The sequence below is a fragment of the Streptomyces sp. KL2 genome (assembly GCF_046529545.1).
Classification (GTDB): Bacteria; Actinomycetota; Actinomycetes; order Streptomycetales; family Streptomycetaceae; genus Streptomyces; species Streptomyces radiopugnans.
The window spans coordinates 550,018-573,797 of the sequence record NZ_CP127170.1; the positions used below are offsets into that span (position 1 = coordinate 550,018).

Sequence of the window (23,780 nt, forward strand, 5' to 3'; positions counted from 1 at the left end):
GCGCCGCGGGTCCCGGCAGCACCGGCGAGCAGTTCGACGGCACTTCGACGGCAGGAGGGCAGCGATGCCGGTCATCCATCTGGTCCGCCACGGCCAGGCCACGTTCGGCGCCGACACGGCCGAGGGGTACGACGTGCTGTCGGACCTCGGGCGCAGACAGGCGGAGGTCGCCGGGGCCGAGCTGGCCCGGCGCGCGCCGCGCGATCCGGTCGTGGTCTGCGGCACCCTGGCCCGGCAGCGCGACACGGCGGAGATCATCGTGAGGACCGCCGGGCTGCCCGGGGCGCCGCGCGCCGATGCGCGGTGGAACGAGTACGACCACATCGACCTCGTCGGACGCTACGGCGGCACCACTCCGCAGGACCTGCCCGCCGACGCGTCCACCGGCGCATCCACCGACGCCCCAGCCGGCTCGCGCGGTGGTTCGCGAGGCGTACAGGCGCTCCTCGACCGGGCCCTCGGGGCGTGGATGGCGGACACGGACGAGGGCGGCTGGCAGCGGTTCGCCTCCGGCGCCGCCGGCGCGCTGCGGGAGCTGGCCGCCGGACTCGGGCCCGGGCGCGACGCGGTGGTGGTCACCTCCGGCGGGGTGCTGGCGGCGCTGTGCGGGGAGCTGCTGTCCGCGCCGCCCGCCGGGGTCGTGGCACTGAACCGGGTCGCCGTCAACGCGGCGATCACCACCCTCGCCGCAGGCTCCTCCGGCATCAGCCTGCTGACCTTCAACGACCATGCGCACTTCACCGGGGACCGGCGCGCGCTGCTCACCTACCGCTGACCCGCCGCTCCCCGATCGTCCGCTCTCCCGGAAGGAATCCCCGTCCCCATGCGCGCAGTACAGGTGGTGTCCCTGGACGGCCCCGGCGCCGTACGGGTCGCCGAAACCGGCGACCCGCGGCCGGCTCCGGGCCAGGTGCTCGTCGACGTCCACGCCGCGGGCGTCACCTACCCGGACGTCCTGCTGACCCGCGGGCAGTACCAGCTCAGGCCCGAGCCGCCGTTCGTGCCCGGCTCGGAGGTGGCCGGCACCGTCCGCAGCGCCCCCGGGGACAGCGGCCTGGCGCCGGGCGACCGGGTGGCCGCCTTCCCCGGTTTCGGGGGTTTCGCGGAACGGGTGGCGGCCGACCCGTCGGTCGTCTTCCCGCTGCCGGAGCGGCTGTCGTTCACGGCAGGCGCCGGGGTGCCGATGAACTACCTGACGGTCCACTTCGCGCTGGCCCGCCGGGGGCGGCTGCGCGCGGGCGAGACGGTGCTGGTGCACGGGGCCGCGGGCGGCGTGGGCACGGCGGCGGTGCAGCTGGCGCGCGCCCTGGGGGCGCGGGTGATCGCGGTGGTCTCCACCGGGGCCAAGGCGGAGGTCGCCCGCCGGGCCGGGGCCCACGAGACGGTGCTCGCCGAGGGGTTCCGGCAGTCGGTGGCGGAGCTGACCGGAGGGCGGGGCGTCGACGTCGTCCTCGACCCGGTCGGCGGGGACCGCTTCACCGACTCGCTGCGCAGCCTCGCCCCGGAGGGGCGCCTGCTGGTGGTCGGCTTCACGGGCGGGGAGATCCCCACCGTGAAGGTCAACCGGCTGCTGCTGAACAACATCGAGGTCGTCGGAGTGGGCTGGGGCGCCTTCTGGCTGCCCCGGCCGGAGTACCTGCGCGAGCAGTGGGAGGAGATCCTGCCCCATCTGGAGAGCGGTGCGCTCGACCCGCTGGTCGGCTCCGTCCACCCCCTGGAGGGGGCCGCGGACGCGCTGCGCGAGCTCGACGGGCGCGGCGCGGCGGGCAAGGTAGTCCTGCGGGTGCGGGAGGACTGAGCACACGGGAGGACTGAGCGCACGGGCGGACCGGGCGCACCGGCGGCGCCCGCCGGGCTCACCCCCCGGGAACAAGGAAGGCCGCCCCGGCCGGACGAGGAGTCCGGCCGGGGCGGCGGCGTCACGGGAAGGGCACGGGTGCGGAGGAGCAGCCCCCGCGCCCGCCGCGTCAGGCCAGGCTCGCCAGGGCCCGGTTGAAGGTCTCCGACGGGCGCATCACGGCCGAGGCCTTGTCGTCGTCGGGCCGGTAGTAGCCGCCGATGTCGGCCGGGGAGCCCTGGACGGCCACCAGCTCGCCGACGATCGTCTGCTCCTGCTCGGTCAGCTCCTGCGCCAGCGGGCCGAAGGCCTGCGCGAGCTCGGCGTCGTCGGTCTGCTTCGCCAGCTCCTGCGCCCAGTACAGCGCCAGGTAGAAGTGGCTGCCGCGGTTGTCGATGCCGCCGATGCGGCGGGTGGGCGACTTGTCCTCGTTGAGGAAGGTGGCCGTGGCCCGGTCGAGGGTGTCGGCCAGCACCTGGGCCTTGGCGTTGCCCGTGGTCTGCGCGAGGTGCTCGAAGCTGACCGCCAGGGCCAGGAACTCGCCCAGGCTGTCCCAGCGCAGGTAGTTCTCCTTGACCAGCTGCTGGACGTGCTTGGGCGCGGAGCCGCCGGCGCCGGTCTCGAACAGGCCGCCGCCGTTCATCAGCGGGACGACGGAGAGCATCTTGGCGCTCGTGCCCAGCTCGAGGATCGGGAACAGGTCGGTGAGGTAGTCGCGCAGCACGTTGCCGGTGACCGAGATGGTGTCCTCGCCGCGGCGGATGCGCTCCAGGGAGAACTTCGTGGCCTCCACCGGCGCCATGATCTCGATCTGCAGGCCCTCGGTGTCGTGCTCGGCCAGGTAGGTGCGGACCTTCTCGATCAGCATGGCGTCGTGGGCGCGGGTCTCGTCCAGCCAGAACACCGCCGGGGCGCCGGTGGCGCGGGCGCGGGTGACGGCCAGCTTGACCCAGTCCCTGATCGGGGCGTCCTTGGTCTGGCACATGCGGAAGATGTCGCCGGCGCCGACCGTCTGCTCCAGCACGACGTTGCCGTCGCCGTCGGTCACCCGGACGGTGCCGGTGGCGGGGATCTCGAAGGTCTTGTCGTGGCTGCCGTACTCCTCGGCCTTCTGCGCCATCAGGCCGACGTTGGGCACCGAGCCCATGGTGGCCGGGTCGAAGGCGCCGTTGGCGCGGCAGTCGTCGATGACGGCCTGGTAGACGCCGGAGTAGGAGCTGTCGGGCAGGACCGCGAGGGTGTCGTGCTCCTGGCCGTCGGGGCCCCACATGTGGCCGGAGGTGCGGATCATGGCCGGCATGGAGGCGTCGACGATGACGTCGCTGGGGACGTGCAGGTTGGTGATGCCGCGGTCGGAGTCGACCATGGCCAGCTCGGGGCCCTCGGCCAGCTCGGCCTCGAAGGACTCCTTGATCTTCGCGCCCTCGGGCAGCGACTCCAGGCCCTTGAGGATGCCGCCGAGGCCGTCGTTCGGGGTGAGGCCGGCGGCGGCGAGGGTCTGGCCGTACTCGGCGAAGGTCTTCGGGAAGAAGGCGCGCACCACGTGGCCGAAGATGATCGGGTCGGAGACCTTCATCATGGTGGCCTTCAGGTGGACCGAGAACAGCACGCCCTCGGCCTTGGCGCGGGCGACCTGCTCCTTGAGGAACTCGCGCAGCGCGGCCACCCGCATGACGGCCGCGTCCACGACCTCGCCGGCGAGCACGGGCACGGACTCGCGCAGCACGGTGGTGGAGCCGTCGTCGCCCACCAGCTCGATGCGGAGGGCGTCGTCCTTGGCGAGGACCGCGGACTTCTCGGTGGAGCGGAAGTCGTCCACGCCCATGGTCGCGACGTTCGTCTTGGACTCGGCGGTCCAGGCGCCCATGCGGTGCGGGTGGGTCTTGGCGTAGTTCTTCACCGAGGCGGGGGCGCGGCGGTCGGAGTTGCCCTCGCGCAGCACCGGGTTGACGGCGCTGCCCTTGACCTTGTCGTAGCGGGCGCGGATCTCCCGCTCCTCGTCGGTCTTGGGGTCGTCGGGGTAGTCCGGCAGCGCGTAGCCCTTCTCCTGGAGCTCGGCGACGGCGGCCTTGAGCTGCGGGATGGAGGCCGAGATGTTCGGCAGCTTGATGATGTTGGCCTGGGGGGTCTTGGCCAGCTCGCCGAGCTCGGTGAGCGCGTCGCCGATGCGCTGCTCCTCCTTGAGGTACTCGGGGAAGACCGCGATGATCCGTCCCGCCAGGGAGATGTCACGGCTCTCCACGGCGACGCCCGCCTTGGCGGCGTAGGCCCTGACCACCGGCAGGAGAGAGTACGTCGCCAGGGCCGGGGCCTCGTCGGTCTGTGTGTAGATGATGGTCGAGTCAGTCACCGGGTGCTCCGCTCCACGTCTGCAACATTGCTCGACATCAAGATATCCCGTGGAGGGCCTCCCCCCGAAAGGGCCCTGCCCCTTGTGGCGGCGCGTTCGCGCCGCCACAAGGGGCAGGGAGGCGGGGGCGGGGCGCCGGGCCCGCGGGCCCGGCCGTCTCAGTAGGGTCCGTTGACGTTGTCGATCGAGCCGTAGCGGTCGGCCGCGTAGTTGCAGGCGGCGACGATGTTGGCGACCGGGTCGTACTGGCTGTTCGCCGTGCCCGGGACGTGGTAGGCGTCGAAGGTCGGCTTGATGACCTGGAGCAGGCCGATCGAGGGGGTGCCGCGCTGGGCGTTGATGTCCCAGTTGTTGATCGCGTTCGGGTTGCCGCCGGACTCGCGCATGATGTTGCGGTGGATGCCCTCGTAGGTGCCGGGGATGCCGTTGGCCCGCATGATGTCCAGGGCCTCGCGGATCCAGCCGTCGAGGTTGTCCGCGTAGGCCTTCGGCGAGGCCTGGGGCGCGGTCTTCTGCGCGGCCGGGCGGGCCTGTGTCCGGTTCGCGCGCCCGGGGGTGCGCTCCTGCCCCCCGCCGGAGGACCGGGCGGACAGGGTCAGTTCCTGGCCGGGGAAGATCAGGTGCGGATTGCCGCCGACGGTCTCGCGGTTGGCCTCGTAGACGGCCTGCCAGCCGCCCTCGACACCGTGGCTGGTGGCGATCGAGTGGAGGGTGTCGCCGGAGGCGACGGTGTGGGAGCCGGCGGTGGATCTGCGCTCCGCCTGGGACTTCGCCGCGGACTTCGCCCCGGCTCCCACCTTGGAGTCGCCGCGCGTCTGGGTGGCGGTGCCGCCGGCCGGGGTGCCGGAGTCCCGGCCGAGCCCGGCCGCGGGTCCGCAGGTGGGCCAGGCTCCCGGCCCCTGGAGGGCGAGCAGCTTCTCGCCGGCGGCGATCTGCTCCTCCTTGGTGGCCAGGTCGGCGCGCGGCGCGTACTCGGTGCCGCCGGCGGCCTCCCAGCTGGACTGGGAGAACTGCAGTCCGCCGAAGTAGCCGTTGCCGGTGTTGATGGACCAGTTGCCGCTGGACTCGCACTCGGCGACCTTCTCCCACACCTCGGTGGAGGCCGCGTTCGCGCTGCCGGCGGCGACCACCGGCGCGGCGATGCCCGCGCCGGTGGTGAGCGCGAGGGATACACGCGAGAATTGACGGGATATCAGGGGTGTGCGGGGGCGGCGGTGACGACCACGGGACATGGGTGTGCTTCCTCTCCCACGCCTGCGAGGTTAGCTGTCGGATTCGGGCCGGAGTCGCCCGGCCGTTCCCTTCGCCTCAGAGGGCGTCGGGAATCGGCTTCACCCCAAGCCGGGCCGCCGAAGGCGCGGCACGGCGCGTATGTGGTTTCCCCGCTCCTGCCATGGTCAGCTGCTGCCTCTCCCCGGCCGGGCGGCAGGACTCGGCGTCCCGGCGGTGGAGCCCCCGCCATGGGCGGCGAAGGCCAGGCCACATAAACACAGGGAATTCACGGAAGACAAGGCGCCGGAAATCCGACGACCCCTCACTTTGTCACCGATCCGACAAACACGGCCGCCGTGCGTGTCCGGAAACCGGCCGGACACCGGAGCGCGGAGGGCGGCACACGCGTCAAAACGCTTTCCGGCCAGGAATTTCGGCCGCCGGCAATTAAGGATCTCGACGGCGGGCACAGGAGGAGTGCGGAGGTGTGATTCCCGGCACACTTCCCCAACAGACCGCCCATTATGGGGCGTTGTTCACGACAACACCCCTTGGCGAACATGGCGGCCATAAATACTCGGCCGGGGTTTTTGGCCTGAATGGCCGGTTGGGCATTGCGTAGGCGTTTTGCCGTTTTTTCGGCGCGGTCGCGGGGCGGAGACGGACAGCGGAAGCGGCTCCTCGCACGAAGACGCGCGAGGGGCCGCTTTCGTTGCGCGGCCCGTTCAGGCCGCCGCCTCAGGACCTGTCGCCCGGTTCGTGGCGCCGGGTCTCGAACTCGGTGTGGCCGTTGGGACAGCGGGGGATCTCCTCCCCCTGCTCGGCATGGACCCTCTCCGAGCACTGGGCGCAGTAGAAGTCGCCGGTCTTCCGCGCCCTCTCCCCCGCGTGCGCCGCCACCGCGCTCACCTCCTCTCCGTCTCCCCGGTTCCCGCGGTGGTGGCCGCGCCGGTACCGGCCGCCTCACCGAGGCCAGGGGCGACCGAGCCGCGGCCGTCCACGCCGAGGGCCACCTTCGTCCAGCCCGACTCCCGGCGGTCGAACGTCCGGTACGCCTCGACCGCGTCCGCGACCTCGGCCCAGCGGGTCAGCAGCGGGGTGGGGTCCAGTTCGCCGGAGGCGACCATGGACACCAGGCGGGGCAGGTAGCGGCGGTGGTTGCAGTTGCCCATCCGCAGGGTGAGGTTCTTCATGAACGCCTCGCCGAACGGATAGTGCTCCACCTGCGGCGGATAGACCCCGATGGTTCCCACCGTGCCGGCCTTGGCCGCCATCTGCACCGCCCAGCGGGCCGCCAGCGACGGCGCGTCGCCGGGGACCCAGGTGTCGCCGTCGGGCCGCTGCTCGGGGGCGACCTCGTCGCGCTCGCGGTCGAACCCCTCCGCCTGCCCGGCCAGGGCCTCGGCGGCCGGACCGCGGGCGGGGCGCTGCGCGTCGACGCCGACCGCGTCGACCACCCGGTCCACACCGATGCCGCCGGTCAGGTCCAGGACCGCCCCGACGGGTTCCTCGGCGTTGAAGTCGACCGTCTCGGCGTGCTGGTCGCGGGCCAGGTCCAGGCGGTCGGGAACGCCGTCCACCACGATGATCCGCCCGGCGCCCTGCAACCGGGCGCAGGCGATCGCGGCCTGGCCCACGGGGCCGGCGCCGAGGATCGCGACCGTGTCGCCGGAGCCGATCTCGGCCAGCCGCGCGCCGAACCACGCCGTGGGGTAGATGTCGGACAGCAGGACCGCCTGGGCGTCGTCGACGGTGTCCGGCAGCGGCACCAGCCCGACGTGGGCGTACGGGATCCGGGCGTACTCCGCCTGCAGTCCGTCCAGGCCGCCGGCGGCCTCGGGACCGCCGAAGAACACCGTGCCCGCCCGGCGCCCGCCGGGGTTGGCGTTGTCGCACTGGGCGTAGTAGCCGGCCCGGCAGTAGCTGCACGTCCCGCAGGCGACCGTGGAGGGCACCACCACCCGGTCGCCCGGGCGGAAGTTCCGCACGCCCGCGCCGACCTCCTCCACGATCCCGACGGCCTCGTGGCCCAGGATCCGCCCCTCCTTCATGCCCGGCATCGTGCCGCGCACGAAGTGCAGGTCGGTCCCGCAGATCGCCGACGAGGTGATCCGCACGATCGCGTCGTACGGTTCGTGGATCTTCGGTTCCGGTACGTCCTCCACGCGGATGTCGCCCACACCGTGCCATACGACGGCCTTCATCAGCACGCACCCCTTCGCAGGTCGGTCGCGTTCATCCGAACGGGTCGCGGGTGCCCGGGGCCCCGCCACCGGAAACAGCGGGCATCACCCCGCGGACCGCGGACCGCGGGAGGGGTGTTACGCCGTCCGCCCCGGGGTACCGCGGACCGGGCACCGGCGGCCGGGCGGGCCGGGGCCCGCCCGCAGGCACCCGCGCGACCAGGGAGAGCACGGCGATGGCAGTCACCGGGGGTTCGGCCGACGGCACGGCGGCGCGGGAGGTGCGGGAGATACGCGGTGAAGCCCTGCCGCTGACCGGCCCGCGCTCCCTCGATCCCCTGCTGGAGCGGATCGGCGACGCCCGCTACGTGGCCGTCGGCGAGGCCTCCCACGGCACCGCGGAGTTCTACCGGTGGCGGGCGGAGCTGACCCGCCGGCTGATCGCGGAGAAGGGCTTCTCGCTGGTGGCCGTGGAGGGCGACTGGCCCGACTGCCAGTCCCTGCACCACTGCGTCACCGGCGCCCCCGGCACCCCGGAGGACCCCGGGGAGGTGCTGGACGCCTTCGGACGCTGGCCGCGGTGGATGTGGGCCAACACCGAGGTGCTGGAGTTCGCCCGGTGGCTGCGCGGGCACAATCTCGCCCTGCCCTCCGGGGAGCGCGTCGGCTTCTTCGGACTCGACGTCTACAGCCTGTGGGAGTCGCTGCACGCCGTGCTGGACCACGTGCGCGAGCACGACCCCGACCGGATGGAACAGGCCCTCGCCGCCTGCCGCTGCTTCGAGCCGTACGCCCGGGATCCGCAGTCGTACGCGCTGGCCACCCGGGTGGTGCCCGCCGGGTGCCAGGCGGAGGTGGTCTCCCTGCTGACCGGGCTGCGGGAGCGGGCCGGCCGGGGGCAGGCGGCCGGCGCCGACGGCGGCCGGGCGGCGGAGTTCACCGTCCGGCAGAACGCCGAGATCCTGGCGGGCGCGGAACGCTACTACCGGGCGATGGTGCGCGGCGGCCCGGAGTCGTGGAACATCCGCGACCACCACATGGCCGACACCCTCGACCGGCTCGTGGCCCACCGCGGCCCGGGGACCAAGGCGGTGGTCTGGGAGCACAACACCCACGTCGGGGACGCCCGGGCCACCGACATGGCCGACGCGGGCATGGTCAACGTCGGGCAGTTGCTGCGCGAACGGCACGCGGCCGAGGGCGTGGTGCTGGTCGGCTTCGGCTCCTACGAGGGAACGGTGGTCGCCGCACAGCAGTGGGGCATGCCGCCGGAGACGATGGAGGTGCCGCCCGCCCGGGACGGCAGTGTGGAGCACCTGCTGCACCGGGCACTGCCCGGGGACTCGGCCCTGTTCGTCTGGGGCCGCGGGGACGGTACCGGGGGCGGGCGGAAGGGCGTGGGCGCCCCCGCGCCGGCCTGGCGCCGCGAGGAGCGGGACCACCGCGCCGTCGGGGTCGTCTACCGGCCGCAGGCCGAACGCTGGGGCAACTACGTCCCCACCGTGCTCACCGATCGCTACGACGCCTTCCTCTACCTGGACCGCACCCGGGCGCTGGACCCCCTCCACCGCTACGAGCACGGCACGGGCGAGGAGGAGACGTACCCCACCGGGCTGTGAGCGCCCCGGGCCCGCCCCGTCCGCAGCCCTCGCCGTCCGCCCCCGTACCCGGCCCGGGTACGGGGGCGGACGGCGAGGCGGGACAGGACGCGGGCGGCGGGGCGCGGGCATGACCACACAGACATTACTTCGACACGTATCTATCTTGACGTTTGTCGATGCAGCGTGGCAGGCTCCAGGACATCGGCAGCGATCGAAGCGACGGTCCGGGCGGAACGCCCTTCCTCGCGGAGACCGCGGCCCCAGCATCCGCTGATCCGCCTCGCCCCCCGGCCCCAGCCACCCGCACCAGGGAGAGAAAGCCATGAGCGTCCAGCACCACCCGGTCGTCGTCATCGGAGCCGGCCCCGTCGGCCTGGCCGCAGCCGCCCATCTGACCGAGCGCGGCCTGGACCACCTGGTCCTGGAGGCCGGACCGGCCGCGGGCAGCGCGGTGCGGCAGTGGGCCCACGTACGGCTGTTCTCCACCTGGGGCGAGGTCGTCGACCCGGCCGCCGAGAAGCTGCTCGCCCCCACCGGCTGGGTCCGGCCCGACGCCTCGGCCTACCCCTTGGGGGCGGACTGGGCCGAGCACTACCTCCAGCCGCTCGCCGACGTCCTCGGGGAGCGCGTGCGCTACGGCGCCACCGTCACCGGCGTCTCCCGCGCCGGGCGCGACCGCGTCGTGGACGCCGACCGCGAGGCCCGGCCCTTCACCGTGCACGTCCGGTACGCCGACGGCCGCGAGGAACGTCTCCTGGCCCGCGCCGTCATCGACGCCTCCGGCACCTGGACCACCCCCGGCCCGGCCGGCGGCGACGGCCTGCCCGCGCTCGGCGAGCGCGCCGCGGCCGACCGCATCGCCTACCGCGTCCCCGACCTCGCCGACCCGGCCGTCCGCGCCCGCTACGCCGGAAAGCGCACCGCCGTCATCGGCTCCGGCGCCTCCGCCTTCACCGCGCTGGCCCACCTGGCCGACCTCGCCCGCACCGACGGCGGAAAGGGCACCCACGCCACCTGGATCCTGCGCCGCGGCATCTCCGGCTCCACCTTCGGCGGCGGCGAAGCCGACCAGCTCCCCGCCCGCGGCGCGCTGGGCCTGGCCGCCAAGGCCGCCGTCGACGACGGCTACGCCGACGCGGTCACCGGCTTCCGCACCCAGGCCGTCGAGCACGACGGCGACGGACGCCTGGTGCTGGTCGGCGAGGACGGCCGGCGCACCGAGCCGGTGGACCGGGTCGTCGTCCTCACCGGCTTCCGCCCCGACCTGTCCTTCCTGTCCGAGCTGCGCCTGGGCCTGGACGAGCGCCTCCAGGCGCCGGTGGAGCTGGCGCCGCTGATCGACCCCAACGTCCACTCCTGCGGCACCGTCTACCCCCACGGCCACCGCGAGCTGTCCCACCCCGAGCAGGGCGTCTACCTGGTGGGCATGAAGTCCTACGGCCGCGCCCCGACCTTCCTGGCCATGACCGGCTACGAGCAGGTCCGCTCCGTCGTCGCCGCCCTCGCCGGGGACATCGAGTCGGCCGACCGCGTGGAGCTGACCCTGCCGGAGACCGGAGTGTGCGGCGGCGCCGGACTCTTCGACACCCCCGAGGCGGCCGAGGCCGACGGCGGAGGCTGCTGCGCGGCCCCCGCGCCGGAACCCGTCCAGCTCACCGCCACGGCTCCGGCCGCGCGGACCGGCCAGGCCGCACCGGCCGACCGGACCGAGCAGAACCCGGCGGGCGGCTGCTGCGGCGCTTGACCGCCCCTCACAGCAGCGGGGCCGCGACCGGATCGGGGGACCGGTCGCGGCCCCGCGCCGCCTTCACGCTCCGGCGGCCTTGCCGGCCACATAGACGGTGTTGGCCGCCGCTCCCGGCTGGTAGGGGTTGTCGAAGCGGACGACATGGGCTTCGGCGGTGGCGAAGACCCGCGCCAGTACGGCGGTGAAGTCCTCGTCCGGCGGGTCGTTGGACCACAGGGCGAAGACGCCGCCGGGGTGGAGGTGCCCGGACAGGGCGCGCAGCCCGGCCTCCTCGTAGAACGGGGCGTGGCTCGGGTGCAGCACATGGCGCGGCGAGTGGTCGACGTCCAGCAGGATCGCGTGGAGCCGGCGGCCCGGCCGCCGCGGGTCCAGCCCTTCGGTTCCCGCGGCAAGCGCGAAGAAGTCCCCCCGGACGAGCCGGCAGCGCCGGTCCGACACCAGTGCCTCGCCCAGTGGCACCAGCTTCTCCTCGTGCCAGCGGATGACGTCGGGGAGGGCGTCGACGACGACCAGCGAACGCACCCTCGGGTCCTCCAGCACGGTCCGCGCGGTGTAGCCGAGGCCGAGCCCGCCCACGGCGACGTCCAGCCCGGCGCCGGTGCCTGTGCCGCTGCCGGCGCCCCCGTCCGGGAGCGCGGCCAGGCCGAGCCGCGCCAGCTCGGTCTCCCCGGCCGTGAAGAGGCTGGACATGAGGAACTCGTCGCCGAGCTTGACCTCGTACACCTCCTGACCGGTCAGCGGATCCCGGCGGCGGCGCAGGCTGATGTCGCCCATCGGGGTGGGGCGCCAGTCGATCTCCTCGAAGCGCGGACTCATGCGGTCGCCTTCCGGTACGGGCTGGACGGACGGAGTGGAAAGCGGCAGGGCGGTCCGGCCCGGTCAGGCGTCGATGACGACGGGAATGATCATCGGCTTGCGGCGGTAGGTGCGGAAGGCCCAGGAGGCCACGGAGCGGGCGATGAGCTGCTCGAGCTGCTGCGCGTCCCCCACCCCCTCCTCGGCCGCCGAGGCGAGGGTCTTCTCGATCACGGGGACGGCCGACTCGAACGTCTCCTCGTCGTGGACGAAGCCGCGGGCCAGGAAGTCCGGGGGCTCGGCCAGCGCCCCGGTGTCGGCGTCGACGATGGCGACGACCGTCACCACGCCCTCGGCGGCGAGGGTGAGCCGGTCCTTCAGGGAGGCCTCGGTGGCGCCGCCGACCTCCATGCCGTCGACGTAGACGTTGCCCGCGGGCACCTTGCCGGTGATGGAGGCGCGCCCGTCGACGAGGTCGACGACGACGCCGTCCTCGGCGATGACGACCCGGTCGGGGTCGACGCCGGTGCGCACGGCCAGGTCGGCGTTGGCCTTGAGGTGCTTGAACTCGCCGTGCACCGGCATCACGTTGCGGGGCCTGACGATGTTGTAGCAGTAGACGAGCTCGCCGGCGCTGGCGTGGCCGGAGACGTGGACCTTGGCGTTGCCCTTGTGGACGACGTTGGCGCCCCACCGGGTCAGCCCGTTGATCACCCGGTAGATGGCGCTCTCGTTGCCGGGAATGAGGGAGCTGGCCATCAGCACGGTGTCGCCCTTGCCGATGCGGATCATGTGGTCGCGGTTGGCCATGCGGGACAGCGCCGCCATCGGCTCGCCCTGCGACCCGGTGCACACCAGCGTGACCTTGTGGTCGGGCAGCTTCTCCAGCTCCTTCATGCCGACCACCAGGCCGGCCGGGACCTTCAGATAGCCCAGCTCACGGGCGATGCCCATGTTGCGGACCATCGAGCGGCCCACGAAGGCGACCTTGCGGCCGTGGCTGTGGGCGGCGTCCAGCACCTGCTGGATGCGGTGCACATGGCTGGCGAAGCTGGAGACGATGACCCGCCGGGGCGCGGTGCGCATCACCTGCTCGATCGCGGGGTTCAGATCGGCCTCGGCGGTGGTGAAGCCGGGGACCTCGGCGTTGGTGGAGTCGGTGAGGAAGAGGTCGACGCCCTCCTCGCCGAGCCGGGCGAAGGCGCGCAGGTCGGTGATGCGGCCGTCCAGCGGGAACTGGTCCATCTTGAAGTCGCCGGTGTGCAGCACCAGACCCGCGCCGGTGCGGATGGCGACGGCCAGGCTGTCGGGGATGGAGTGGTTGACCGCGACGAACTCGCAGTCGAAGGGGCCGAAGCCCCGCCGGTCGCCCTCGCGCACCCGCACCGCGCGCGGCTTGATGCCGTGCTCCTTGAGCTTGGCCTCCAGGAAGGCCAGCGTCAGCCTGGAGCCGACGACGGGGATGTCCGCCCGCTCGCGCAGCAGGTAGGGCACGCCGCCGATGTGGTCCTCGTGGCCGTGGGTGAGCACCACGGCCACCACGTCCTCCAGGCGGTCGCGGATGGAGGTGAAGTCCGGCAGGATCACGTCCACGCCGGGCTGGTGCTCCTCGGGGAACAGCACTCCGCAGTCGACGATCAGAAGCTTGCCGCCGTACTCGAAGACGGTCATGTTGCGGCCGATCTCCCCCAGGCCGCCCAGGGCGACGACCCTCAGCCCTCCCTCGGGCAGTTCGGGGGCGGGCTTCAGCTCAGGGTGTGGATGACTCATACCCTGACGCTACCGGAGGGTCGCGGAGCCGCTCCACCGCCCCTCCCGGCAGGTCACCTCTCCCACCTGCCGGTTCGCGCCGCGGGCGGGGCGGCAGGCGGGCCGTGCGGGCGGCGCTGCCCGCTCAGTTCCGCGGGTCGAGCCTGCGGCGGAGGGTGGCGGCGAAGTCCTCGGCGGCCATGAGCTGGGCGCGCAGGGTCTCGCAGCGGGCGTCGGCCACCTTGCGGTAGGCGTCCAGGCGTTCGCGCAGCCGCTCGCGCTCGGCGTCCGGCAGTGGTTCGCCGGAGGCGAGCCGGTCGGTGATGGACAGCAGGTCCCGCATCTCCTCCAGGGAGAAGTCCAGCGGCTTCATCCGGCGGATGACCATCAGACGGTCGACGTCGGCGGCGGTGTAGAGCCGGAAACCCCCCTTGGTCCGGGCGGAGGGGACGACGAGACCGACCTCCTCGTAGTGCCGGATGGTGCGCAGCGACAGGCCCGTCCGGTCGGCCACCTCACCGATCTGCATCCGCTGCTCGTCCGTCACTGCCCATTCCCCCTCTGGTCCCCGAACACTTCTCGGATCCTTGAATCCCAACCCTACCGCGTGAGGAGGATCACAAGATCCCGCACGGGAATCACCTGCGATTCAAAGGATCAAGGGTCGCGGTCATCCCTCACGTCAGGGTAGAGTTCGTTTCCGGGCGGAACACCGCCCTCCCCCGATCCCGTCGGGCAATGATGCCCGACCGGCGGCCCCCCGCGGCCCGCCGATCCCCGGTTGCGCCCCCGTCACCGACGACGGCCGCGGCCGACCGGCCCCTCCCGCTCCCACCCGGAGTCGCGCACGCTGCGCGCGCACGCCTGACGCCTGCGCGCCCGATACGGAAACGGATGCATGTCCGCTGACACCTCCGCAGCCCGGCGGCTGCGCCCCTCCCGCCCCGACTGGCTCGCCTCGGCGAAGGTCTTCCGTACCGAGGTGCTGGCCGGCCTGGTCGTCGCCCTGGCGCTGATCCCCGAGGCGATCTCGTTCTCCATCATCGCCGGGGTGGACCCGGCCGTCGGCCTGTTCGCCTCCTTCACCATGGCCGTGGTCATCTCCATCGTGGGCGGCCGCAAGGCGATGATCTCCGCCGCCACCGGCGCCATCGCCCTGGTCATCGCCCCCCTCAACCACGAGTACGGCCTGGGCTACCTGGTCGCCGCCGTCATTCTGGGCGGCCTGATGCAGATCGCCCTCGGCGCACTCGGGGTGGCCAAGCTGATGCGCTTCGTCCCCCGCAGCGTGATGGTCGGCTTCGTCAACGCGCTGGCCGTCCTGATCTTCATGGCCCAGGTGCCCGAGCTGCGGAACGTGCCCTGGGCGGTCTATCCGCTGGTGGCCGGCGGCCTGGCCCTGATGGTGCTCTTCCCCAAGGTCACCAAGGCGGTGCCCGCCCCGCTGGTGTCCATCGTCATCCTCACCGCCATCACCATCGCCGCCGGCATCGCGGTGCCCACCGTCGGCGACAAGGGCGAGCTGCCCTCCGCCCTGCCCGCCCCCGGCCTGCCCGACATCCCCTTCACCACCGCCACCCTGGTCACCATCGCCCCCTACGCCCTCGCCCTCGCCCTGGTGGGGCTGATGGAGTCGCTGATGACGGCCAAACTGGTCGACGACATCACCGACACCCACTCCAACAAGACCCGCGAATCCATCGGCCAGGGCGTCGCCAACGTCGTCACCGGCCTCTTCGGCGGCATGGGCGGCTGCGCGATGATCGGCCAGACCATGATCAACGTAAAGACCTCCGGCGCCCGCACCCGCCTGTCGACCTTCCTCGCCGGCGTCTTCCTCCTCGTCCTGGTCGTCACCCTCGGCCCCGTGGTCTCCACCATCCCGATGGCCGCCCTGGTCGCGGTGATGATCCTGGTCTCCTTCGCCACCTTCGACTGGCACTCCATCCAGCCCAGGACCCTCAAGCGGATGCCCGTCGGCGAGACCGCCGTGATGGCCGTCACCGTCGCCGTGGTCGTCGCCACCCACAACCTCGCCATCGGTGTCGTCGTCGGCGTCATCACCGCCATGGTGATCTTCGCCCGCCGCGTCGCCCACCTCGCCGAGGTCTCAGGCGTCGTCGACCCCGACGGCACCAGCGTCGTCTACGCGGTCACCGGCGAGCTGTTCTTCGCCTCCTCCAACGACCTGGTCTACCAGTTCGACTACGCCGGCGACCCCGACGACGTGGTCATCGACCTGTCCGACGCCCACATCTGGGACGCCTCCTCCGTCGCCGCCCTGGACGCGATCGAGACCAAGTACGCCGCCCGCGGCAAGAAGGTCACCATCGTCGGCCTCAACAAGGCCAGCGCCGCCATCCACGGCAAACTCGCCGGGCAACTCGCCGACAGCCACTGACCCGCGGGGACACGTCCCCCCTCGCCCCGGGATCCGCCGACCGCCCGGGCCCCGCGCCGACCCACGCGGCCGGCGGATCGCCGCCTACCGCACCCCGGCGATGGTGACGACCACGCCGGGCCGGACCACCGGGCCTCGGTCAGACCCGCTCCAGCTCCGCCGCTCCGAACGAGACGTCGAAGCGGTCGCACCAGATGCTCACGCTGGTGAACGCGTCCGGATCGACCCCGGCGGGCAGCGCGTAGTTCTGGTCGCCCTTGTTGCCCTTCAGCTTGCCGAGGCTGACGTACTGCCCGTCGTCGAAGACCCCCCAGCCGGCCCGGCCTTCCTTGACCGGAGCGTCGGTCAGCCAGACGTGCAAGTCGGGGCCGTTGCTGGTGTCGAGGTCCTCCAGGCGTACGACGTGGGAGCCGTCGGCCAGTCGGACCAGCCGCACCTTCCCCGACGTCGCGTGCTCGTGGGAGATCAGGTCGCCGCCGGCCAGCGTCCGCGGTCCGGCCTGCGCGGGCGGCTCGGAGGCGGCGTCCGGGCCTGCCGCCGACGGGGAGGGCGCGCTCGATGCTGCGGGCAGGGCCTCCCGCACGGTCTCGTCCTGCCACAGCTTCCACGGCTGGAACCAGTACAGCCCCACACCGGCGGCCACCACGGCCACCACCGCGGCCGCCGCCACCAACGGCCTGCCCACCACAGCGCGCAACACGCCCACCCCCGTCCGCTCGAAAGGCCCGCCCCCATTCAACTCCGGCAGCGGCTCCGGCGCACCGTCCAGGACGTGACGGAACACTCACCGTCCGCCCGGCGGCGGGTGCCGGTGAAACCGGGGTGCTCCGGCGGGCGCCGGTCGGGTAGCGTGCGGGTCATGTCGAGTCCTGAGTCGGACAGGGTGGGGGCTTTCGGTCACGCCGTCAGCCCCCTGCACCACTGAGTCCGCAGCTCCCCGCCGTCCCGCCGCGCTCCGCGGCCGAACGCGCGTGCCCTCCAGGGGGCCGACCGCGGTGACGAGATGACCTCCCCTCACTCTTCTCATCGCCTCGGAGCCACTCGATGCCTCTCGCGCTGTACCTGCTCTCCCTGGCCGTCTTCGCCATGGGCACCTCGGAGTTCATGCTCGCCGGTCTCCTGCCGGACATCGCCGGCGATCTCGGCGTCACGGTCGGGGCGGCGGGCACGCTCACCTCGGCCTTCGCGGTCGGCATGGTCGTCGGCGCCCCCCTGATGGCCGCACTGGCCCGCTCCTGGCCCCGGCGCGCCGCCCTGCTCGGGTTCACCCTCACCTTCGCGGCGGCCCACGCCGTGGGCGCCGTCACCTCCAGCTTCCCGGTCCTGTTCGCCACCCGGATCGTCTCCGCGCTTGCGAACGCCGGATTCCTGGCCGTCGCGCTGACGGCCGCCGCCGCACTGGTCCCGCCCGGGCGGAAGGGACGCGCGCTGGCCGTGCTGCTGTCCGGCACCACGCTGGCCACCATCGCCGGCGTACCCGGCGGATCGGTGCTGGGCACGCTGCTGGGCTGGCGGGCCGCCTTCTGGGCCGTCGCCGTGCTCTGCCTGCCCGCGGCCCTCGGCATCCTGACGGGCGTCCCGGCCGGGCGCGTGCGGCAGGAGACGGCAGGCGGGCCGGCCCTACGGGCGGAGTTCGCCCAGCTCACCAGGGCGCCGCTGCTGCGGGCGATGCTGCTGGGCGCGCTGGTCAACGCCGCCACGTTCGCCGGCTTCACCTTCCTCGCCCCGGTGGTGACCGGTCCTGCCGGGCTGGGCGCGTGGTGGGTCCCTCTCGCCCTGGTCCTCTTCGGCGCCGGATCCTTCGCCGGGGTCACCGTCGCCGGCCGACTGGCCGACCGGCGCCCCGGCATGGTCGTCGCGGTCGGCGGCCCGCTGCTGCTGCTCGGCTGGCCGGCCCTGGCGCTGCTGGCCGAGGAACCGGCCGCCCTGTTCACCCTGGTGTTCGTGCAGGGCGCGCTGTCGTTCGCGCTGGGCGCCACCCTGATCACCCGGGTCCTGTACGAGGCCGCCGAAGCCCCCACCCTGGCCGGGGCGTACGCCACCGCCGCCCTCAACACCGGCGCCGTCGTCGGCCCCCTGATCGCCGCGGCCACCCTCACCACCGCCGCCGGGGTCCTCGGACCGCTGTGGGCCGGCGGACTCCTGGTAGCTGTCGCACTGCTCATCGCCCTCCCCTCCCGCACCACGACCACACCCGGCCCAAGCACCGAAGCGGTCCGGTGAGACAAGCGCACCTCCTTCGCCGAAGGACCGGGAAGTCGGGGGCGCGGTCAGCGGTGGGCCGTTGCGGTCAGCCGCCCGAGCGCGGCATGGCCGGGCGGGCCCCAGGTGGGTTTGCCGCCGGGGCGGCCGTGAACGCCGGCGTCTGCGATGAGGATGCAGGTGAGGGCCTTCGACACCGCCCAGCCCCGGGCACGGCGCAGGGTGGCCGCGTCCGGGGCCGGCTGGTACGCGGCGTGGAAGCGATCGGCGGCGCCGTCCGGCAGCAGCAGCCACGCGGCGGCGAGGTCGCAGGCGGGATCGCCCGCGCACAGGTCGCCGAAGTCGATCACACCGCAGAAAGCGCCGCCCCTGATGAGGACGTTGGCCGGATGCAGGTCGCCGTGGAGCCACAGCGGCGGGCCCGCCCAGCCGGGCGCGGCGGCGGCGTCCTCCCAGACGGCGCGGACGGCGTCCGGGTCGGGCACCAGCCCCGCCTCCGTGGCCGCGGCGAGCTGCCCGGCGAATCCCTCGGCACGGTCGGCCAGTGATCCCCCGTGGTAACGGCCGGCGGGAGCCCCGGCGGGAGCGGGCCGGTGGAGAGCGGTGAGGAAGGCGGCCAGGGTGTCGGCCGCCTCCGCGGCGTGCGTGACGGGGGCCCGGTCGGCGGGCTCGCCAGGCACCCAGGTGGTGACGATCCAGGGCCGCGGAAACCGCTCGGAGGGCTCACCCAGGCGGTGCGGTACGGGGACCGGCAGCGGCAGGCGCGGGGCGAGTACGGGCAGCCACGCGTACTCCTTGCGCAGCAGCTCGTCCGCGGACCGCGTCGCCCAGGGCAGTCGTACGGCGAGGTCGTCGCCGAGTCGCCACAGCTGGTTGTCCCAACCACGCGCGCCGAGCTTCAACGGGCGGTCGGCCAGGTCGGGGTGCTGGTCGCGCAACAGGTCCCGGACCAACTCCGCGGTGATCTCGATCTCGGTACGGGTCACACGAAGGCACGCTAGCCGCACGGGGATCCGGTGTCGGCTTCGCGCGGCCGGTGATCCTCGTTCGGCCCGGCGGACGGCACGGCGTGGGAACGGCCGGTGACCGCGAGCAGCACGGCCGCCGTCAGGACGAGCGCACCGGCCGCGAGGAGTTGAACCCTGTAGTCCAAGGTGGCCACCAGGGCTGTGCCGGCGAGGAGGGCAAGCGCGGTCGGTGCGAAGACCAGGGTGTTCGCGGTGGCCGCCACCCGGCCGAGCAGTTCGCCCGGCGTCTCCTTCTGGACCGTGGTCAGGGCGCTGATGAGCGGCCAGGGCAGGCCCAGACCGATGAGCAGGCTGCCGGCCACCACCACCGGGAGGAGGCCGGTGGTCCGGGCCAGTGCCCCGAGGGCGAAGAGCGTGAGCCCGAGCACCGACAGGACCCGGGCCGGGACACGGCGCAGGAGCGTCCCGGCCGCCAGGCCGCCGATGACCGACCCGAGCCCTTGGACCGAGGTGAGGACGCCGGCGAACGCCGCGGGCTGTCGCAGTCCGGTGTCGAGGAGCGCGTAGGTGGCTGTGCTGCTGAGACTCGATGCCGCCATGGCGCAGCCGCCTGCGACGACCAGGGCGCGCAGCGTCGTGTGCCGCCACAGGTGGCGGACGCCTTCCGCGGTCTCGGCGGTCCAGTTCCGCCGTGGTCGGCGTGCGGGCGCGGCTTCACGCACGCGGATCAGACCGAAGGCGGCCGCGCCCAGCAGGAAGGACAGCGCGTTCAGCAGGGCGACGGCGGGGCCGCCCAGAACGGTGAACAGGCCCGCGCCGATCAGGGGGCCGAGCAGGCTGGTGCTCTCGATCGCGGTCCGGGCCAGGCCGTTGAAGTCTCCGCGCAGCTCGCCCGGGACGGCGGAGGCGATCAGCGCGGTCTCGGCGGCGTCCATGAGCACGGTTCCCGTGCCCACCATAGTCAGCGCAGCGAAGAGCAGCCAGACGTCCTGCGCAGACCGCACGGCGACGGGTGCCGTCATGACGGCGGCCAGCACCAGGCTCGTGGCGATCAGGAGCGTACGGCGGCGCATCCGGTCGGCCAGGTTGCCCAGGAACGGTCCCGCGAGAGTAGGGGCCCAGGCGCAGAAGCCCACCAGGGCGGCGAGGCCGTTGGAACCGGTGAGCTCCTTCACCCAGACCCCGGAGGCGAGAAGCATTGCCGAGTCCCCGAAGCCGGAGACGACCACTCCCATCAGGTAGACGCGGGCGTTGTGGTCCCGCAGCACCGTGAACAGGCCCACGGCCATGCCCGGCCCCCTTGGAGACGTCGCTTCGCGGACTTCGGCACCCTACCCCCAACAGAATGGTTGGGGGTAGGGTGCCGTGCCGACGGCATGCGCTTTACTGGCTGGCGTGACCGACGCCGATCCCGTTCTGAGGGCGCTCGCCCATCCCGTGCGCCTGCGGATGCTCACGCTCATGTGGCCCGGACCGATGTCCGCCGCCGAACTCGCCCGTGAGCTGGACATCTCGCACGCCCTGGCCAGCCGTCACCTGCGGAACCTGGACGCCGCCGGTCTGGTGGAACTGGCCGAGGAACGCACCCGCCGCGGTGGCCGGGAACGCCGCTACCGAACCGTCCACGGCTCCCCGCTGTCCGACCACCGCGACGGAACCCGGATGCTGGCAGCGACCCTGGCGCACACCCTCCAAGAACGTGCAACGCACCGGGACCCGGACGGCAGAGGGGTGACGGTCGACGCGGAACTGTGGGTGACGCCGGAGGCATGGGAAGCGGCCAGGCGGCGGCTCGCCGACACCGCGGCCGAACTCCACGACGCCGCGCGCCCACCACGCGCACCCGGAACGATCCCCGTGAGCATGAGCCTGATGGCCTTCCCCTTGCGGAAAACACCACATGCCGACACCAACGTGGAACCGTAACGCCCGCCGACGAGAAGTCCGGCGAGAACGCGGAGCGCGCGGGGAACCGCGGAAGACCTTCGGCTACCTCCGCGAACGGGGCACCCTCATCGTCCCCTCGCCCGGGCGGGCAGCCGCAGCCGGGCCCGGCTGTTCCCCGGCCGGCAACCCGGACAGCCGATGAACCGGGTCGGCCTGCTCGGCCTCCCCCGGGACGTCGGAGTGCCCATCCAGCGTGGCCGAGCCTCGGCGGTCCGCCGGCTCGTGCCTCAAGCCCCTGCCTCCGTCGTTGCCCGGCCCCTCGGCCACCACCACCAAGACCGCCACGCCTCTCGTCCACCATCCGGTGGCCGTCGCCCGCCGGGCATTCGCACCGCTGCCCGCCGTCGCATACCGAGTTCCTCACCGGCCGGGCGCAACGGGGGTGTCTCCATGGCCCGGCCCTGACCGCCGACACGCTCTGCCGGACACCGGAGGCCCCGCAGGCCCCTTGCGTTCCGGGCGCCGGCGATTCGGCCAACCCCCGGCGCTCGGCGAGGGCTTCGGCGCGGTGGCCGAGTGGTGGTGCCCTTGCCGCGCAAGGGGTCCGGCACGTCCGAAATCGAGCGCGTTCGGTTCCGTCGCCGCGTCGTTATGCCGTGCACCGCCGGGCCACCCGGGTGCGGTGCCGACCCGCAAGGAGAGACGCAGATGACGGTGACCAACGCCCCGACCACGCACACGGATACGGATACGCCTCCCCCGCCACCACCGGCCACCATCACCTTCGAGGGCAAGCACGGCAAGAACCCCCTGGCAGAAGCCGGTTTCGGGGCGATGTGCCGGCGCCTGCCCGCCGTGCTCGGACACACCGCGCGCATGGCCTGGGCCGTCGACAGATACTGCGTCGTGCTCCTGCTGGCATGCCAGCTGCTGGCCGGCGCCACGGCCGCGACCGTCCTGGCCTTCACCGCGCAGGCCATGACCCACCTTCTGGGCACCGGCACCGCATCCGAACGCCTGCACGGCGCGCTGCCCGCCCTGGCCGTCGTGACGGCCGCCGCGGGACTCGGCCGGATCAGCGGCGCCCTGGCCTCCTACGCCGACGGGCGGATCACCCCGCGGCTGACGACCGAGGCGGACATCGCGCTGGTGGCCGCCGTATGCCGCGTGGAGGCCTCCGCGTACGGCGAGGACGGGTTCGCCGACCGGCAGGAGGCCGCCGAGGTCGGAGTCACCCGTACCCGGCTGATGGTGCAGGACGGCCAGCGGTTCATGGCCGCCCTCGTCCGCATGACCGCCGCCGGCGGCGTCATCACCGCCCTGCACCCGATGATGCTGCCCCTGCTCCTGCTGGCCGTGATCCCCGCCGGCGTCGGCGCCGTGCTGTCCGCCCGCGTCGACTACGAGACCCACTACCTCAACGTCGGCGACCGCAACGTGCGCTCCATGATGCGCTGGTGGGCCACCTACTCCCGCTACGGCGACGAGGTCCGCGCCAACGGCATGACCGGCTACCTCGTCCACTGGTACCGCGCCCTGTCGGACCGGATCGACCAGCGCACCCTGACCGCCGCGCCCCGCATGCTGCGCATCACCCTGGCCACCAGCGCCCTGGGCGGCGTGTTCCTGCTGGGCACCTGGGCCACCCTCGCCTGGCTGGCCACCACCGGACGGGTGGCCCTGCCCGTCGCCGCCACCGCGGTCGTCGCCGTCCAGACCACCCTGGCCGCGCTCTCCCAGTTCGTCGTCCACGGCGCCGCGATGTTCCACACCTCGCTCTACCTGGCCGACATGCGCTCCTTCCTCGACCTGGCCGCCGACCGCGCACCCCGGCGCGGCCAGGCGGCCATTCCCGACCGGGTGGAGGAGATCCGGCTGGAGGAGGTCCGCTACCAGTACCCCGGCAAGGACGAGCCGGCCGTCGCCGGCGTCTCCCTCACCCTGCGCCGCGGCGAGATCCTGGCCATCGTCGGCGAGAACGGCTCGGGCAAGTCCACCCTGGCCAAGCTCATCACCGGCATCCTCCTGCCCGACAAGGGCCGCGTCCTGTGGGACGGCACCGACCTCGCCGCCGCCGACCCCGACGCGGTGTGGAAGCGCACCGCCCTCGTCCCGCAGAACTTCGCCTGCTGGCCCCTGCGCACCCGCGAGAACATCACCCTCGGCCAGCCCAGAACGTACGACGACGCCCCCGTGTGGGAGGCCGTCGACGCCGTCGGCATGCGCGAGACGGTCGAGAAACTGCCCCGGCGGCTCGACACCCTCCTGGCCAAGGAGCTGTGGGGCGGCGCCGAACTGTCCGGCGGCCAGTGGCAGCGCCTGGCCTGCGGCAGGGCGCTGTACCGGCAGACCCCCCTGCTGATCCTGGACGAACCGACCTCCCAGATGGACGCGCGCGGCGAGCACCAGATCTTCCTGGAGATCAAACGCATCGCCGCCGAGCGCATGACCATCGTCGTCACCCACCAACTGGAGAACACCCGCCTGGCCGACCGCATCATCGTCATGAGCGAGGGACGCGTGATCGAGCAGGGCGGATACGAGGAACTGGCCGACGCGGGCGGCCTGTTCGCCGAACTCGTCGCCCTGTCCAAGGACCGGTGAGGAACGCGGCGACCCCAACCTGACCTCCGCCGGACCACCGCGGCCAGGGAAGCAGACGCCACCGCTGCCCTGGCCGCAGCCACGAGAGAAGGTCCTCCGGTTCCGGGTGCCCGGCACCGGGTGCGGCGGCCGCGCGCCCGCCCCGCGGCATGGCGGGCGCGCGCACCGCGGAGCGCGGAACTGTGGTGTCCCACCACATACGCCCGCGACCTGGGCTTTCCTACGGTGTGGCGGCACACGAACG

Annotated in this window: 18 protein-coding genes and 1 riboswitch; of the genes, 8 read left to right on the forward strand and 10 right to left on the reverse strand. The window is 73.2% G+C overall.

The features are described 5' to 3' along the window. Positions 1 to 64: 64 nt before the first annotated feature. Both QPK52_RS02510 and QPK52_RS02515 read left to right on the forward strand, forming a co-directional pair. Entirely contained in the window at positions 65 to 775 is a 711-nt protein-coding gene (locus QPK52_RS02510) for a histidine phosphatase family protein (RefSeq protein ID WP_410535272.1), read from the forward strand. Between the two features lie 48 nt (positions 776 to 823). Then, a complete protein-coding gene (locus tag QPK52_RS02515; protein ID WP_410535273.1) occupies positions 824 to 1,798 on the forward strand; it encodes an NADPH:quinone oxidoreductase family protein in 975 nt (324 codons plus the stop codon). Between the two features lie 169 nt (positions 1,799 to 1,967). Here QPK52_RS02515 and QPK52_RS02520 read toward each other — a convergent pair whose 3' ends face one another. The 4 genes from QPK52_RS02520 to QPK52_RS02535 form a co-directional block, all read right to left on the reverse strand. After that, the gene (locus QPK52_RS02520; protein WP_410535275.1) at positions 1,968 to 4,187 is read right to left on the reverse strand and encodes an NADP-dependent isocitrate dehydrogenase; all 2,220 of its coding nucleotides are present in this window, start codon (positions 4,185 to 4,187) and stop codon (positions 1,968 to 1,970) included. Between the two features lie 158 nt (positions 4,188 to 4,345). Further along, positions 4,346 to 5,419 (reverse strand): transglycosylase family protein, encoded by a 1,074-nt coding sequence (locus QPK52_RS02525; protein ID WP_410535276.1) that lies wholly within the window; start codon positions 5,417 to 5,419, stop codon positions 4,346 to 4,348. 6 nt (positions 5,420 to 5,425) lie between these two features. Next, positions 5,426 to 5,600: riboswitch (cyclic di-AMP (ydaO/yuaA leader) on the reverse strand. A 537-nt stretch (positions 5,601 to 6,137) separates the two neighbouring features. After that, on the reverse strand, positions 6,138 to 6,308 hold the full coding sequence (locus tag QPK52_RS02530; RefSeq protein ID WP_410535278.1) for a hypothetical protein: 171 nt from the start codon (positions 6,306 to 6,308) through the stop codon (positions 6,138 to 6,140). Then, positions 6,305 to 7,603 carry a zinc-dependent alcohol dehydrogenase gene (locus QPK52_RS02535; protein WP_410535279.1) on the reverse strand — a complete coding sequence of 433 codons (1,299 nt, stop codon included), beginning with the start codon at positions 7,601 to 7,603 and terminating at the stop codon, positions 6,305 to 6,307. The genes QPK52_RS02530 and QPK52_RS02535 overlap by 4 nt, the downstream gene beginning before the upstream one ends. Before the next feature lie 215 nt (positions 7,604 to 7,818). On the opposite strand from QPK52_RS02535, the gene QPK52_RS02540 reads away from it, so the two are divergent. Together QPK52_RS02540 and QPK52_RS02545 are read left to right on the forward strand one after the other, a co-directional pair. Beyond that, positions 7,819 to 9,201: an erythromycin esterase family protein gene (locus QPK52_RS02540; RefSeq protein ID WP_410535281.1), complete on the forward strand. Its 1,383-nt coding sequence runs from the start codon at positions 7,819 to 7,821 to the stop codon at positions 9,199 to 9,201. 304 nt (positions 9,202 to 9,505) lie between these two features. Further along, positions 9,506 to 10,927, forward strand: a complete 1,422-nt coding sequence (locus QPK52_RS02545) for an FAD-dependent oxidoreductase (protein ID WP_410535283.1) — start codon at positions 9,506 to 9,508, stop codon at positions 10,925 to 10,927. A 63-nt stretch (positions 10,928 to 10,990) separates the two neighbouring features. On the opposite strand, the gene QPK52_RS02550 is transcribed toward QPK52_RS02545, so the two are convergent. The 3 genes from QPK52_RS02550 to QPK52_RS02560 all read right to left on the reverse strand — a co-directional run bounded on the left by QPK52_RS02550 (position 10,991) and on the right by QPK52_RS02560 (position 14,003). Continuing rightward, the gene (locus tag QPK52_RS02550) at positions 10,991 to 11,746 is read right to left on the reverse strand and encodes a spermidine synthase (protein ID WP_410535285.1); all 756 of its coding nucleotides are present in this window, start codon (positions 11,744 to 11,746) and stop codon (positions 10,991 to 10,993) included. Positions 11,747 to 11,809: 63 nt separating this feature from the next. Next, positions 11,810 to 13,495 carry a ribonuclease J gene (locus QPK52_RS02555; protein ID WP_410535287.1) on the reverse strand — a complete coding sequence of 562 codons (1,686 nt, stop codon included), beginning with the start codon at positions 13,493 to 13,495 and terminating at the stop codon, positions 11,810 to 11,812. Between the two features lie 124 nt (positions 13,496 to 13,619). Continuing rightward, on the reverse strand, positions 13,620 to 14,003 hold the full coding sequence (locus QPK52_RS02560) for a MerR family transcriptional regulator (RefSeq protein WP_410540165.1): 384 nt from the start codon (positions 14,001 to 14,003) through the stop codon (positions 13,620 to 13,622). Between the two features lie 369 nt (positions 14,004 to 14,372). Between QPK52_RS02560 and QPK52_RS02565 the strand changes: the two genes are divergently transcribed. After that, entirely contained in the window at positions 14,373 to 15,875 is a 1,503-nt protein-coding gene (locus QPK52_RS02565; RefSeq protein WP_410535289.1) for a SulP family inorganic anion transporter, read from the forward strand. Between the two features lie 139 nt (positions 15,876 to 16,014). Here QPK52_RS02565 and QPK52_RS02570 read toward each other — a convergent pair whose 3' ends face one another. Continuing rightward, entirely contained in the window at positions 16,015 to 16,581 is a 567-nt protein-coding gene (locus QPK52_RS02570; RefSeq protein WP_410540166.1) for a DM13 domain-containing protein, read from the reverse strand. Positions 16,582 to 16,919: 338 nt separating this feature from the next. Between QPK52_RS02570 and QPK52_RS02575 the strand changes: the two genes are divergently transcribed. Next, the gene (locus QPK52_RS02575) at positions 16,920 to 18,098 is read left to right on the forward strand and encodes a Cmx/CmrA family chloramphenicol efflux MFS transporter (protein ID WP_410535291.1); all 1,179 of its coding nucleotides are present in this window, start codon (positions 16,920 to 16,922) and stop codon (positions 18,096 to 18,098) included. Positions 18,099 to 18,145: 47 nt separating this feature from the next. Here the strand turns inward: QPK52_RS02575 and QPK52_RS02580 are convergent, their stop codons facing one another. Both QPK52_RS02580 and QPK52_RS02585 read right to left on the reverse strand, forming a co-directional pair. Continuing rightward, the gene (locus tag QPK52_RS02580) at positions 18,146 to 19,063 is read right to left on the reverse strand and encodes an aminoglycoside phosphotransferase family protein (protein WP_410535293.1); all 918 of its coding nucleotides are present in this window, start codon (positions 19,061 to 19,063) and stop codon (positions 18,146 to 18,148) included. A gap of 11 nt (positions 19,064 to 19,074) precedes the next feature. Beyond that, the gene (locus QPK52_RS02585; protein WP_410535295.1) at positions 19,075 to 20,334 is read right to left on the reverse strand and encodes an MFS transporter; all 1,260 of its coding nucleotides are present in this window, start codon (positions 20,332 to 20,334) and stop codon (positions 19,075 to 19,077) included. 106 nt (positions 20,335 to 20,440) lie between these two features. Between QPK52_RS02585 and QPK52_RS02590 the strand changes: the two genes are divergently transcribed. Beyond that, positions 20,441 to 20,971, forward strand: a complete 531-nt coding sequence (locus QPK52_RS02590) for an ArsR/SmtB family transcription factor (RefSeq protein ID WP_410535297.1) — start codon at positions 20,441 to 20,443, stop codon at positions 20,969 to 20,971. A gap of 669 nt (positions 20,972 to 21,640) precedes the next feature. After that, entirely contained in the window at positions 21,641 to 23,536 is a 1,896-nt protein-coding gene (locus QPK52_RS02595) for an ATP-binding cassette domain-containing protein (protein ID WP_410535299.1), read from the forward strand. The last annotated feature ends 244 nt before the right edge of the window (positions 23,537 to 23,780 follow it).